We start from the raw sequence: 14467 nt of genomic DNA, 5'->3' as shown, positions 1-14467 counted from the left end.
ACGGCTATTGGAATGTTTACTCACCAATAGCCATTTTTTTATATTAGCAATGAATAAAAATCTCAACACGCGGTCATTAATCAGTCTTTTAAAGAAAACACATAATGCAGAATGGGAAGCAACACCTTCCTCCAATGACGCAATTGCATGGCTGGACGGCCTGATACAATTTTTATTTCCAAGTAATCATTTACCTAAAAGTACATCCTACGAGGGCATTTTAAAGAAGAACCAGATTGACCTTGAAAATATATTGCTTAGCTACCTCGAACCATCAGGGATTGATATAGAAGGTGTTGTTGATCATTTTTATACTTCACTCGAAGGCATTTATCAAAATCTCAGATTTGACGCGAATAAAATCAATGAGTACGATCCCGCTTCCCATAGTGTTAACGAAGTAATTGTTTCGTATCCTGGATTTTACGCCATTGCAGTTTACCGGATTGCCAACCATTTGAACCGCCTGGGAATTCCTGTTTTGCCAAGAATACTCAGTGAATATGCACACGGAAAAACAGGCGTGGACATTCATCCGAATGCAGAAATAGGGGTTCCGTTTATGATTGATCATGGCACCGGGATCGTGATTGGCGCGACAACCACGATCGGAAAAAACGTCAGTATCTACCAGGGAGTTACGCTCGGGGCATTACAGGTTGCCAAGGATCTTGCCGAAGTGAAAAGGCATCCTACTGTTGAAGATAATGTAATCATTTATGCCCGTTCTACCATATTGGGTGGTGATACTATCATTGGTAAAAATAGTGTAATTGGTGGAAGTGTTTTTCTTACCAAAAGTGTTGAGCCCAACTCCCAGGTTTTCAATACCCACAAATTACGTATTATTCAAAAGTCGGACGAGTTATATGAATAGCTTATGCTTTTGGCCGTCCAAAAAACAAAATGCTACCATCTGCATCTTCGATTTCAAAGCCACGTAATCCGTTGTCATCGTCCCTGATGGCTTGAAAAAACACGACACCATTTGATCTGTATTCCTCAAACAAAGTATCAGGATCATCGGTTCGTATAAATGCATCCCAGCGTGCAAGGCCGTGACGCGTGTGATTTGGGTACGGTCGCACAACTTCTTCTTTTTATTCACTGCCTAAAGGTGGGAGAGTTTGTTTGGCAGTTAATGCCGCACCGCTACTGGCTGCAACGATACAAACTACGGCAAGCCACTGTCCGGATTTTAGCTGCTCGCCTAAAAGCCACCAACCAGCCAAAGCCGCCACTGCCGGTTCCAGACTCATCAGGATACTGAATGTGCGTGATGGCATCGTTCGGAGAGCTTGCATTTCAAGTGAAAAAGGAAGTACGCTTGAAAAAATCGCCAGCAGCAACCCTAATAGCAGCATAAACGGGGTCATTGAAAATAAATTTCCCTCGATAAGCCCAATCGGAAGGACAGGTAAAGCAGCAAACAGCATCCCGACCGTCACGGCCAATTGTCCAGGTAGTTGCGCACCGGCACGCTGGCTTAGCAGAATATAGATTGCCCAGCACCCGCCGGCAGCCAAAGCAAAAAACAAACCCAATAAATCAATCCCTTTTCCGCTCCACGGAGTAATCAGCGCAATTCCGGCCCCGGCCAGTACAACCCAAAGAATATCAAGTGCACGGCGCGAACCTGCAAGGGCAAGTACCAGAGGGCCAATAAATTCGAGGGTGACGGCCAGCCCCATCGGCACGCGGGCAAGTGCGCAATAAAATAGCAGGTTCATGATTCCAAGGACAATTCCGTAGGGAGCTACTGCCCGCCATTGTTCAGCTTTCAATTGTCCAAGTTTTGGTCGCACAGCAAGAACGAGTATCAACGCAGAAAAGCCAATACGTACACTGGCCGTGCCGCCCGCGCCTAAAAGTGGAAATAAACCTTTTGCGATGGCTGCTCCGCCCTGAACACTTATGATAGACAAAAGAACAGCCGGGATAGGAGGCAATTTGAATAATGCTACTTTCGAATTCAAGACCTGGTATTTGATTATGGTTATTATTTAAAGTTATTTGCCTGCATTCACAAACTATATAATGGCTTTCAAAGGATTTGGCAGTTGCTATGAGCCGCTTTCACCTGATTTGTCGAACTGCCTCTTTCCGAGCTCTGATTAGTCGTGATTTCAGTACCCGGCCCGGATAACTTTTATCCAGGTATATTTTGAACATGGCCAGTGAAGTCTGTGAAATTGGTTAAACTACCTGACGTTATTTATTCTCCCTGAATACAGCCAAAACGGGTTTATTTGAACAAATTTGAACAATTGCAAACAAAGTCTACTACTTAGATTCGAAACTTTTTGAATGGTTCTGAATGGCTGGCGTATCTTGCAGTCCTGTTTTGGGATTTCTGATGGAGCAGAAATTAATGCGCGATTATTAACTGGATAAAATTTAGACTGGCCATGGAAGTTTTTCCCTTAGAGGAAGGAATATATAGTGTAGACAAAAAGAAGAATTTAACCCTTTTAACTGAATTGGATCCCCTGCCGGATCCAGGATCTTTACGAATGGCTGTTCGCCCGTTTTTGATCAAATTGGAAAATGATCTGTTGCTGTTGGATTGTGGCCTGGGAGTACATAACGAGGATGGTTTCCTCATCACATCCCTTTTGAAGCAACATAATATAAAGCCGGATCAGATCACGAAAATCTTGTTATCTCATCTTCATAAAGACCATATTGAAGGGCTGGGTTATTTCCAGGGCGATTCATTTGTACAGCACTTTCAAAATGCAACGATCTATCTAAATAAACAGGAACTGGATTATTCACTTGGACAAATGGGAAATCCTTCTTTTAATCACGATCTGCTTCTGCAATTATCTGTCTTGCCGAATCTTTACTTAATGTCTGACTTACATGGGCATATCACGCCAGAAATTTACTTTGAGGTGGTTGGTGGCCATACGCCATATCATCAGGCATTTTGGATATCCGAAGCAGGTCAAATAGTCTTTTATGGTGGAGACAATCTTCCGCAGGCGCATTACCTGGATTACCATATAGCCTACAAAACTGATTTTGACGGCAGGAAAGCCATGGAATTACGTCAGCAATGGCAGGAACAGGCTAATGAGAAAAATTGGAAAATTCTTTTATATCATGACCTGAAACTTCCGATCATCACATTTTAACCGTTTAAAAATCTCATTTTATTCATTCTGGATTGTTCGAAATAGCCAATCAATCCAGGCTTATTTGGTTTAAATGTTTACAGTTTAGTTTTTCATTTTAGAAATTTACCAAATAAAATTTGGATAGTTATTTGTATTAATCGAATTCGGATTAGAACGATTTCCTAAAATATTTTAAAAATGCTTTGGAACTAGTCTTGGATTAATTACATTTGTACATATAGTCTATAAAATAAGTAGATTTATTTATTCAGGTCAATATATTTTAAAATTTTGCTGTATGTACAACTTCACGAAACACAACCGCCGAATGTTAACCGGCAGGCAGTTCGCTAAATCCGGCTGCGAAAGTTGTTGAACGACTAAGTAGCTGTTAATCCTTCACTGGCCTTTTTTACATACCGCCTCATTCAAAAGCAATGAGCCAGGGAAGATTTTCTGTGCCCGGTTAAACCACTCAAATGTTAATTTAAACTTATCACCTAACATGAAAAAAAGTTTTATTTATTTATTTCTCGTATTTTTTGCGGTACATGCCGACTTTGCATTTGCCCAAAATCTGACTGTTACGGGCCGTGTTGTTTCACAGACGGACAACGAGGCTTTACCGGGGGTTTCAATATTAATTAAGGGAACATCCCGAGGCACTACAACTGACGTTACCGGAAATTATTCTTTGGAAACGACTCCTGGATCTACACTTATCTTTTCTTTTATCGGACTGAAATCAACCGAACTTGCTGTCCCCGCCGACGGCAAACTTAACGTAACACTGGAAAGCGATAATACAATTTTACAGGAAGTGGTCGTAACTGCTTTGGGAATTACAAAGGAGAAAAAATCACTGGGTTACGCGGTGCAGGAATTGAAAACAAAAGATCTTGCAGAAGCTCGGGAAGGTAATCTGGTCAATGCGCTTTCGGGAAAAATTGCGGGCGTGAATATTACCAATAGTCAGGGTGGGATGGGATCTTCCAGAATTGTAATTCGCGGGGAAACTTCCATTGCAGGAAATAACCAGCCGCTTTTTGTTGTCGACGGAATTCCTGTTGATAATTCACAGTTAGGCGCGGGTGCCAACGGATCAAGGGATTTTGCCAATGCAATTTCAGATATTAATCCTGCCGACATTGAATCGATCAGTGTTCTGAAAGGCCCCAATGCTGCGGCTTTATATGGTTCCAGAGCTTCGAATGGCGTTATTCTGATCAAAACCAAATCAGGGAAATCTGGTCAGAAGGGCCTGGGAGTGACTTTAAACCTGGGATATACGGTTGACAAACTTTTGGTATTGCCTAAATATCAGAACGTTTTTGGGCAAGGAACCGGCGGGGCATTTTCCTATAAAGATGGGAAAGGTGGTGGAATAAACGATGCAACGGACGAAAGCTGGGGGCCGAAAATGGATGGGCGTCTGATCCCGCAATTTTTCTCAAACGGTGAAGCTGTTCCCTTTGTCGCGCATCCTGACAATGTGAAAAATTTCTTTGAAACTGGCCATACGAGGTCAACGGGCATTTCAGTTTCGGGGTCGAATGAGAAAATTGATTATCGTTTTTCGTTTAACAACAGCAAACAAACGGGCGTTATTCCAAACACCGATATTTCGAAAAACTCCTTTGGTGTTAACTCAACGTACAGGATCAACGATAAACTGACACTTACGACCAGCGCCAATTTTATGCGGACCGGTTCGGATAATTTACCTGGAACGTCGGGACGTGGAAGCAGCGTAATGTTGCAATTCCTGTGGTTCGGTCGCCAGGTTGATACGGAATTACTGAAAGATTACAACAAAGGAGGATTTGATTATAACTGGAACCACAGCTATTACAGCAATCCATATTTGCTGCAATACGAAAACACGGTTGAGCAGCGCCGGGACAGGTTTTTCGGAAATGTAAACCTGAATTACAAGATTGCAAGCTGGTTAACGGCAACAGTTCGTACGGGCAACGATTACTACACCGACAAGCGAAAATTCAAAGTTGCGTATGGAACCAACGGTACACCTTTTGGTTCGTATACAGAGGATGGTTACGCTGTGAATGAGAACAATACTGATTTTAATTTTAACCTTAATAAAAGCATCGGTGCCGATTTCGAAGTGGATTGGCTTGTGGGAGGAAGTGTGCGAAGTAATTTCAATGAGCAGAATTATCAGCAGGCTCCCAAGCTGGCGGTAAGCAATTTGTATACGCTGAACAACTCGCGTGACGCTCTGATTTCTTACAATGTGTTGAGAAAACAAAAAGTGTACAGTGCGTTTTCATCGGCACAGATCGGTTTTAGAAACTACGCTTTTTTGAATTTAACGGCAAGGAACGACTGGTCGTCCACGCTTCCAACGGGCAACAACTCATACTTTTATCCTTCGATAAACGCAAGTTTTGTTCTGACAGATGCATTTGATATCAAAAGTAATGTGCTGACTTTCGCGAAGATCCGTGGTGGCTGGGCAGAGGTTGGAAAAGACACAGATCCTTATCAGCTGATCAATACGTATCCGTTCAATCAGCCATTTGGAAGCAGCCCGTTGCTAACCGTATCGGATGTACTTTTGAACTCAAACCTGAAACCTGAAATTACACGTTCAACGGAAATAGGTGTTGATCTGGCTTTTTTCAGAAATAGGGCACGACTTGATTTTAGCTACTATAACACAGATAGTTACAACCAGATATTAAAAGCCGATGTAAGTCCGACGACAGGTTACAAGCAAAAATTATTGAACGCTGGTCATATCAACAACCACGGAATAGAAGCAATGCTGAACGTAAAACCGATCGAAACGGCGTCTGGTTTTAAATGGGATATTGGTATTAATTTCTCCAAAAATGTAAGCAAAGTGATCTCGCTGGATGACGAAGGTTTCCTGAACGACTATAAGCTGGGAGCTAATGGGGCGACCGTTTATGCAAGTAAGGGAAAAGGTTACGGAGCGATTTTCGGATCTGCCTTCGCAAGGGATGCAAACGGTACGATCATTATAGGTGCCAACGGCTTACCAACGCGTGATCCGAACCAGAAAGTATTGGGCCATTATACGCCAAAATGGCTGGGAGGCGTTACCAATTCATTCTCATTTAAAGGATTTAACCTGAGTGTATTAATTGATACCAAACAAGGTGGCTCACTCTATTCGGCAACCAATGCAACCGGAAAATACACGGGCGTTTTGGTTGAAACATTGCAAGGCAGAGATGCGCAGCATGGCGGTTTGACCTACTACTTTCCCGGAAATAATACATCGGCCGGAGCAGTGCAGTTGAGTGCAAACGGTGCAGCACCTGGCGGAGAAAAGGTTTATGACGACGGGATTATTGCAAAGGGAAATACGGCCGACGGAAAACCAAATGCCACGATTGTTTCTGCTGAAAGATATTACAAAGGGGTTTACAGCAACAGCGCAGGGATCAATGAAGCAAGTGTTTTTGACGCATCATTTATTAAGTTGAGAGAGGTGAAACTGGGTTATTCGGTTCCGCAAAGTCTGGTAAGCAAATACAAATTGCAGAATGTAACCATTTCAGTTTATGGAAGAAACCTTGCGTTTTTGCAAAGAAAAGCAACCAACATTGATCCTGAAACTGCCTTTAATACCGGCAATACCGGACAGGGACTTGAATCGCTTCAATTGCCGACAACGAGTTCTTACGGTTTTAATCTGAATATTGGATTTTAATTTTGTTCATAAGGAACTGGTGGATAAACCGTGGCACGGCTGATCCATAATGCTTCGTGAAACCCTGATTGATCAGCCGTGCTACGGATAAAAACTTAAATCTTAGAAATAATGAATCATAAAAATATAATTTTCAAAAGCGCTTTTACATTGGTTTTTGCAGGATTTCTGGGCGCTTGCTCGGATGATCTTGAAGATATTAACAAGAACCCGAATGAAGCCATTGTTGCCCAGCCCGACTATTTACTGGCAAACGCCATCAAGTCCAACGCCGACATTATCCTGGGTTCGGATGCGAGCATGGAAACGACCACTTTGTACGTGCAGCACTGGGCGAAAATCCAGTACACCGATCCGGACAAATACACGGCCAGTCTTACAAATATCCAGAACGTGTGGACCAACCTATATTCGCAGGGACTGACGGATTTTTCGACCATTATCAAACTGGGAGAAGAAGCAGGAAACCCTAATTATCAGGCAGTTGGTTTGATCTTAAAATCCTGGTCATTTCAGTTGCTTACTGACTTGTATGGTGATATTCCGTATACTCAGGCGGTAAAAATTGATGAATATCTGACACCCAAATACGATGCTCAAAAAGACGTTTACATTGGCTTACTGGCCGATCTGAAAAAGGCAGGTGATCAGATCAATGTGAGCGGAAACCCTATCGCCGGTGATTTGATTTATGGTGGAAATCTGGCGAAATGGAAGAAGTTTGCCAATTCCCTGCGACTTAGAATTGCATTAAGAATCGCAGACAAAGATCCCGCTACGGCCAAAACGGTTATTGCAGAATTGGCGGCAGATCCGTCACAGCTTATTGCCAGCAATGATGAAATTGCACAGCTGGTTTACCTGAGTTCGCCGAACCAAAATCCGGTTGCCAAAGACCGGGAAACGCGGGATGATTATCGCGTAAGCAAATCTGTTATAGATAAGCTGATTGAATTGAAAGATCCGCGTCTGGCTGTTTTTGCAAACAAAACAGTAGATGCAACGCCTTTGAATTACGTGGGCGTTACCAACGGTCTGCCGGCCGATTCAGCAGCCAAACTGGGTTTTACAAAAACATCAAAACTGGGTGATTATTTTACAGCAGCTACTTCGCCAGCCGTGTTTTTAAGTTATTCGGAAGTGCTTTTTAACCTGGCAGAAGCGGCTCAGCGTGGTTTTACCTCCGATAATGCCGCAGATCAATACAAAAAAGCTGTTACTGCGTCGTTGCAGCAATTCAAGGTTGGAAGCGCAGATATTACCGCCTATCTGGCTTTGCCGTCAACAGCTTACGATGCTGCAAATTATAAAAAATCAATAGGTGAACAGAAATGGCTTGCCTTATACAGCCAGGGTTTGGAAGCGTTTGCAGAATGGAGACGATTGGATTATCCGCAACTGAAACCTGCATACGCTGGTGTGCTAAGTGGTAAATTTCCTGCAAGATTAACTTACCCAACGGGTGAACAAGCCTTGAACCTGGCGAATTACAAAGCGGCTGTGGCCAGTCAGGGAGAGGATAAACTAACGACCAAACTTTGGTTTGATGCGCAGTAGGATGGTTAATATTTTTTAGTTGATGGATTGTAAATGACATTTTCCCGGCAGAAACAAGTCTGTCGGGAGTTTTTTGTATAGTAGGAACGAGCTTTCAGTTTTTCGCCTTTGCCGGTTTTGTTACCTGCAAATCCAAAGCAGGGTTTTATTTTTCGCTATACTTTTGTCAATGTTCCGCAGGAACATCTGGTAGGTAGCCAAAAAAATTTACAGCATATTTATTGAGTATTCCATAGGAACGCCTTGTGAACAATTTTCCTGAAAATTGCTTCAAGTAAGGGCACTTCCAATACTTACATTCAGAAATTATTAATTTTCTGAATCAAGTAAAGAACCAGATTTTTCAATTAGTGGTACGATCCACATTTTTTTCAAATTTTTCTTTCAAAATCCTTTTTAACACTTTTAAATCAATGAGTTGATCACTACATTTGCATACTCTATAAAGTTAGTAGAGTAAATGAAAATCAGAAATGTACATTAGCCAAAATAATCAGTTATGAACAACACTTATCAATTAAAACTGACCTATCCCAAAACGTTCAGCCTGCACAATATTACATCCCTGGTAGAATCCGTAAATGGAGTTCGTATTCAGCACCTCAATTTTATAAGCAAAGGAAAAGATGTAGCGGGCACTGTGATATTCGAAGCCTCGGATCTTCTTAAATTCAACTCAGTAGTTCGCCTGATCAGATCCAGACAAGAGGTTTTGATCGAAGAAGGATCCAGTGTTATCTATTACCGTTAGTTTTAAGGTATTTGGTAGTTAAAGAATGCACTACGAATGGGGTGGGACAGGAAAAATATATTGATTCTTTGATCCTCTAAGCTCATTCTAATAATCAATCATATTTACAACTGCCCCAATACCTGCAAGCCCAGGCGATCCAGGTACTCCAGTTCGGGCCCGTACTATGGCCTCCTGCATGTTGCCTGAAAGCTATTTCGCCATCAGTTAAAGGCATACCCAGTTTTGGGAATTCCATCGTTCCAAGGTCCTTTTTGCCCAAAAGGCGATAGACCGGGCCGGCATGGGCAGCGCCCAGGAACATTCCTTTGGCATCTCCCCACTGACCTTCTACCTGTGGTGAGCCAGAGCTGATAAATATAGGCCTGGGTGCACATAGGGCAACCAATTCGTGGGCATCAACTGGCAGGTCATCCGGGCTGAGTTTGCTTGTATATTTAATGAAATTTCCGGAAAACCAATGGTATTCGCCCGAGGAGGCCAGGTTTTCTACCTGTTCGCCAAATACTCTGCGCAGGATTTTTACACCGCCTGCACCGGACGAGCCAATAAAACCTAAAGAAAAGCGGGGCTCAAAAGCCATGGCCAAAATGGCAGCTTTTCCGTAGCGTGACAAGCCTTCAATGGCTAATCTTTTTGCATCTACATTCTTGTCGGTTTCAAAATAGTCGATGGCGCGACTTGCTCCCCATGCCCAGGCCCGGAGGGCACCCCAGTCGTCCGGCTTGCGATATTCACCTTTGTTAACCAGTCCAATAATACCTCTGGTAAGTCCGGCACCATTATCTGCCTGAATGCTGGTTGGCTCGATAATCGCATAGCCCCAGCCGCGAGAGATCAGTTGTTCCTGCCAGGTTGGTTCTCCCGACGAACCCAGGCCGATGGCTTTTATTGGCCCAGGGTTAAATGGTGAGCGGATAAAACCAAACTCCAAAACGACGGGTACTGCATTAGTCGTTGCAGCAGGAGTCGCCAGTATCAGGTTTATTTCCACCCTGACAGAAGGATAAGCGGTGTTGTCAACAATGCCTTTGAGCACTTTTTCCTTAATAGCCTGGCTGCCAATCATTGTATCTTTTACCGAAACGACCTGCCATATTACCGTAGGTATATTTTTTGGCAGCCTTCCATAGATTTCACGTTCAAAATCTTCCACTATTTCAGGCCTTCTTTTGTCAAACCAATCTTTGGCACTTTTTACTTTTTGCCCATTATTTAATACCAGGGCATTGGGCAGGGTATAATGATTCACTTTTTCCTCTGAGCTGTTGGCGGCATTACTGTCTTTTGGATTGCCCGATGGGCCTTTACGAAGGTTAGCAGGATTAATACTAAGCTGCTGAAGCATGTTGTTGTAATCCGCAGTGGTGATTTTGTTTAAACTGTCACGCTGGGCAGGTGTAAGTCCAAACTGGGCCAGAGCGGAAAAGCTGATACAGCTCAGTAAAAGAATGTATTTTAAAATTTTCATTTTTGAGGCAGGTTGTGGTTCTTTTGTTTTTTGACGTGTTCGGCTACCAATTATAAGGTTCCACGTCAAAAATTCTACCACCTGCACCCTGGATGATTTCCTTATTTTTATGCATAATACTGTTGTTTTTCGTTTTAAAATGCGCCTGGCATGAAACAGACTGCTTTATTTAATACATTTAGATTTTGGGCAATCAGTGTAAATTTTATTTTCTCTAATTTTTTAAATAATGAAAAATCTTCCCCGGTTCTTGTTTTCACTGGTATGCCTGTTCTGGATTTCAATGTATAATGCAGAAGCCCAAAAAATACAAATGCTTACGGAGGCGGGGGAAATTATCCTGGAATTATATCCTGAAAAAGCACCGGTTTCGGTTTCTAATTTTCTTAAATACGTCGATGAAAAGCGATTGGACGGAACAGTTTTTTACCGGGTGGTACGGATGGACAACCAGCCGGTAAGTAAGGTGAAAATCGAGGTGATACAGGGTGGGCTTAATACAGATACCACCAGGCGTTTTGATCCCATTGTACATGAAACTACCAAACAAAGTGGGCTAAAGCACCTTGACGGTACATTGTCAATGGCCAGGATGGGCCCCGGATCTGCCAGTTCGGAGTTCTTTATTTGTATAAACGATCAGCCTGAACTGGATTTTGGAGGCTTGCGTAATGCCGATGGTCAGGGTTTTGCAGCATTTGGCCAGGTAATAAAAGGGATGGAAACAGTACGTAAGATCCAGCAGGGAGAAACAGGCGAAAGTCAAAAGGTCCAGCTGCTCAGAAAACCCGTGAAAATTGTTTCCGTACGGCGTTTAAAATAACGGTCAGTTTTATTGCAGGTATTTTGCCACATCCATTTCCTTATTATTTGACTAAAGCGTTATTAACAAATAGATTTGGTTTTATTGAGACCGTATTTTATTCCTGCTGCATACCCGGAACTTTCTGAATAGTCATGTAAACCGTATCATTAATTTTTACACCGTCTTCTCCGTTTACTTTAAATCTGACGCGTAGCGTATTGGCTTCTGAAATATCCGGTATGTTCAAAAAAATCGTTTTGTTATCATCTCTCAAAATGACTTCTGTCAATGTTAAACTGTCTTCTGCTTCGATTTCCGGATTTTTAACAGAATAATGTGCTGAACCATAGCGGCTTGTCCATTTATAATTCCATTGGTTCAACTCATATCCGGAAATATTTCTGACCGTTTCAGCATCCAGTTTAAAATTAAATTTTAAGGTAACACCTCCTTTTTCAACAAATGCATCGGTGAGTAAATGACCCTGGCCGCCTTTGTACCTGATCCTGCTGAGTACGCCATATTGTGTCGAAACACCATCATCCCAGCCGGTAAGGCCGGTGGTATAAATTTGCCTGTCAACCGGATTTACAGCCGCACGCTGAATTCCGGCATCCATTTGAAATGGTAGGGCAACCATCGCTCCCTGTGTGATCCCGGCGGTTTCGTGCGCAAAAAAATTGTATAACCAACCCGTTCCGTAGCTGGTATGAATGAACTGGTTACCTAGAGGCCCCCAGCTTTTATCACTCCACATTCCACCGCCCGGTGAGTTATCAAATTCCTGGGGCATCCAAAGTGCCGGCGGGCTGAACCTGTCAGGAACTTTTACCAAAGCATGATTGATAACTCCTTTCACAACGTCTTTCTCCCGGAATTTTACACCATTCGGGCTCCACTCTTTTTCTACAAGATTCGGTACGTAACCATAAAATTTACCTGTTTCAACCAGATTTATTTTATTTGACGGAGTCCAGTTGCCCTGATTGTCGCTGACAAAAATCCGGTCATCCGGAGTGATCGTAATGCCATTATTTACCCGGAATCCGGTTGCCAGGCTTTCCCATTTTTTTCCATCGGGCGATACTCTGATCAAATTTCCTGGATCCTTGTTGTCAGTATATTCTCCCGGTTTTGTATAGTAAAAATTGCCTTTGCTGTCAGTTGCCAGGCCGAAATTGAAGGCATGAAAAAATGCGGAAACATCCTGATCTGCGTAAAAAAGCTCGTAAAAATCAGTTTCACTATCTTTATTCAGATCGTTCAGCCGGATAATGCCGTTTCTGCATATTACGAAAATTTCATCACGTACGACTTTAATCCCCATAGGTTCATAAAGTCCTGTTGCAATTCTTTGCCAGGAAATATTTTCTAACTTTTCGTCTATTCCGGTTGCCATCCAGACATCGCCCATATAAGTGGTCATTATCAGACGTCCGTCGCTCATAAAGTCAACAGCAGTGGGCCTGATCCATGCATTATACGGATTGTCGAACGGCAGGCCGATATTGTCGACAGCATAAGGATAGTCTTCGGGAATTGCTACCAGTTTTTCGGGTGCGGTTTTATCTTTGTCTTTGTAATATTTCGGGTCAAAATGTGGCCTGGAAGCATTTATTTCACCTTTAGTTAATACCTTTTTTGCTCCAATGGCTGTTGAACCGTTTGTCATAGCTGTCAGGTTTTCTACATTATTAACTGACTGGGCTTTAACGAAGGAGCCAAATTGAACCACTTCGTTTAACGACGAACCTGAAAACCTCAAAATCCGTAGATCAATCGTGTCCTTACTTTCGGGAATGGTGACCAGCAGCCTGTGATTTTCATCAACAAACCAACTGATTCCCGGTGCTGATGTGATAATACCAGCTGCGATGTATGTTTTATTGCCATTTCTATTTTGAGCCAGGCTTACCAGAAGATTACCATGCATATCGGAATTTCCTTTTAAAAACTTTCCCTGAAAGGACATTACTCCCTCCTGATAATGAGCCAGGCTGTCTTTTAATTGTCCAATACAAAGCTGCTCTTTCTGTCCGGGGCTTATTTTTAACGTTTGGGACAGGATTGGTTTTCCGTTGCTGATTTTGGACTCAGGATGTTCCAGAATATTCCGGCCGGAAACGTCATAGGAAAGGATCACTTCTTTTCCATAAACGAAGTGACCATTGTATTTCAGGAATTTTTCGGGTAAAGGCGCCCGAACTCCGGTTGTTTTGTTCAAACTGTCAAGAGTTCCATTGTATGTCCATTCCCATTTGTCCAGTCCCGGTAGTTTTATTCCTTCCACAAAAGGTTCTCCTTCACCACGGTACCGGTTAAATTTTGTTTCCGAAACATTCAGTTTCCCTTTCCAGGCCGCCAAAGTACCCATGCGGTGCAGATTGTAACTGATATAAACCTGTCCATCCAGTTTGATCGTGACCACAGAGGTTCCCAGTCCTTTTAACGGTGAATATATCGCCTGGCCATAATCACTTTTCCGGGTCACGAACCATTGTTGTCCATATTCAAGAGAGCCGGTCAGTGCCTGTTTTTTTATCACCGTTAATTGCTGCCCGCTGGTTTTTTGCAATTTTGGAAGAGATGCCAGATACGCTTTGGTCAGTTTAAAATACTGCCCGGGATTCCCCTTTTTCATAAATTCTTCCCGGATAAACTGAATCACATAATACCTTTCCTCAGGTTTGAGCCAGGTTTGGGAGGCCATCATTCCGGATCCGTTTGTGATCGTTTTCCACATATCATAGGGTCTGGTCCCAAATCGAAGAACGTCTTTATTGAATGAACGAGCCTGCGGGAGCGAAGCCGTTCCGTCGGCACCATGACAGGCGATACAGGATTTCATGTAAATCTGCTTTCCTTTTTGCAAAGTAGTTTGGTTCAAAGATTGCAGGATCGTGGCATGATCAATATCCTGATAAGCCGAGACGGGCGCAGGCAAAAACAATTCAAAAAGTAACACAGCTGCAAGGAACAATTTGCGGCAATCGGCCCTCGGCGGTCGGCCCTCGGCTTTTGGTAAGCGGCAATCGGCCTTTGGCTTTCGGCTTTCGGC

10 protein-coding genes are annotated in these 14467 nt (G+C 42.9%); 6 read left to right on the top strand and 4 right to left on the bottom strand.

The genetic code is table 11. The features are described from left to right. Positions 1–49: 49 nt before the first annotated feature. Positions 50–877 carry a serine O-acetyltransferase gene (locus KZC02_RS03825; RefSeq protein WP_221392898.1) on the top strand — a complete coding sequence of 276 codons (828 nt, stop codon included), beginning with the start codon at positions 50–52 and terminating at the stop codon, positions 875–877. Position 878: 1 nt separating this feature from the next. On the opposite strand, the gene KZC02_RS03820 is transcribed toward KZC02_RS03825, so the two are convergent. Together KZC02_RS03820 and KZC02_RS03815 are read right to left on the bottom strand one after the other, a co-directional pair. Then, the gene (locus KZC02_RS03820; protein ID WP_221392897.1) at positions 879–1088 is read right to left on the bottom strand and encodes a hypothetical protein; all 210 of its coding nucleotides are present in this window, start codon (positions 1086–1088) and stop codon (positions 879–881) included. 12 nt (positions 1089–1100) lie between these two features. Beyond that, positions 1101–1976 (bottom strand): DMT family transporter, encoded by an 876-nt coding sequence (locus tag KZC02_RS03815; protein WP_221392896.1) that lies wholly within the window; start codon positions 1974–1976, stop codon positions 1101–1103. Positions 1977–2408: 432 nt separating this feature from the next. Between KZC02_RS03815 and KZC02_RS03810 the strand changes: the two genes are divergently transcribed. From KZC02_RS03810 to KZC02_RS03795, 4 genes are all read left to right on the top strand, one after another. Then, positions 2409–3140 (top strand): MBL fold metallo-hydrolase, encoded by a 732-nt coding sequence (locus KZC02_RS03810; protein WP_221392895.1) that lies wholly within the window; start codon positions 2409–2411, stop codon positions 3138–3140. A gap of 487 nt (positions 3141–3627) precedes the next feature. Beyond that, entirely contained in the window at positions 3628–6825 is a 3198-nt protein-coding gene (locus KZC02_RS03805; RefSeq protein WP_221392894.1) for a SusC/RagA family TonB-linked outer membrane protein, read from the top strand. A 111-nt stretch (positions 6826–6936) separates the two neighbouring features. Continuing rightward, positions 6937–8382 (top strand): SusD/RagB family nutrient-binding outer membrane lipoprotein, encoded by a 1446-nt coding sequence (locus KZC02_RS03800; protein WP_221392893.1) that lies wholly within the window; start codon positions 6937–6939, stop codon positions 8380–8382. Between the two features lie 499 nt (positions 8383–8881). Then, positions 8882–9133 (top strand): hypothetical protein, encoded by a 252-nt coding sequence (locus KZC02_RS03795; RefSeq protein WP_221392892.1) that lies wholly within the window; start codon positions 8882–8884, stop codon positions 9131–9133. A 94-nt stretch (positions 9134–9227) separates the two neighbouring features. Here KZC02_RS03795 and KZC02_RS03790 read toward each other — a convergent pair whose 3' ends face one another. Continuing rightward, positions 9228–10604 (bottom strand): acetylxylan esterase, encoded by a 1377-nt coding sequence (locus tag KZC02_RS03790; RefSeq protein ID WP_221392891.1) that lies wholly within the window; start codon positions 10602–10604, stop codon positions 9228–9230. Positions 10605–10833: 229 nt separating this feature from the next. Between KZC02_RS03790 and KZC02_RS03785 the strand changes: the two genes are divergently transcribed. Next, positions 10834–11427 (top strand): peptidylprolyl isomerase, encoded by a 594-nt coding sequence (locus KZC02_RS03785; protein WP_229253981.1) that lies wholly within the window; start codon positions 10834–10836, stop codon positions 11425–11427. A 97-nt stretch (positions 11428–11524) separates the two neighbouring features. On the opposite strand, the gene KZC02_RS03780 is transcribed toward KZC02_RS03785, so the two are convergent. After that, entirely contained in the window at positions 11525–14374 is a 2850-nt protein-coding gene (locus tag KZC02_RS03780; RefSeq protein ID WP_221392890.1) for a DUF6797 domain-containing protein, read from the bottom strand. Between the last annotated feature and the right edge of the window lie 93 nt (positions 14375–14467).

It is taken from the genome of Dyadobacter sp. NIV53 (assembly GCF_019711195.1).
GTDB lineage: Bacteria > Bacteroidota > Bacteroidia > Cytophagales > Spirosomataceae > Dyadobacter.
The sequence above is the reverse complement of the archived record's forward strand: the minus strand, read 5'-3'. Positions and strand labels throughout refer to the sequence as shown.

What these genes read in the sequence shown, in the direction of transcription:
- KZC02_RS03825 (WP_221392898.1), top strand. Translation starts at nt 50, where the DNA reads ATGAATAAAAATCTCAACACGCGGTCATTAATCAGTCTTTTAAAGAAA.
- KZC02_RS03810 (WP_221392895.1), top strand. Translation starts at nt 2,409, where the DNA reads ATGGAAGTTTTTCCCTTAGAGGAAGGAATATATAGTGTAGACAAAAAG.
- KZC02_RS03805 (WP_221392894.1), top strand. Translation starts at nt 3,628, where the DNA reads ATGAAAAAAAGTTTTATTTATTTATTTCTCGTATTTTTTGCGGTACAT.
- KZC02_RS03800 (WP_221392893.1), top strand. Translation starts at nt 6,937, where the DNA reads ATGAATCATAAAAATATAATTTTCAAAAGCGCTTTTACATTGGTTTTT.
- KZC02_RS03795 (WP_221392892.1), top strand. Translation starts at nt 8,882, where the DNA reads ATGAACAACACTTATCAATTAAAACTGACCTATCCCAAAACGTTCAGC.
- KZC02_RS03790 (WP_221392891.1), bottom strand. Translation starts at nt 10,604, where the DNA reads ATGAAAATTTTAAAATACATTCTTTTACTGAGCTGTATCAGCTTTTCC.
- KZC02_RS03785 (WP_229253981.1), top strand. Translation starts at nt 10,834, where the DNA reads ATGAAAAATCTTCCCCGGTTCTTGTTTTCACTGGTATGCCTGTTCTGG.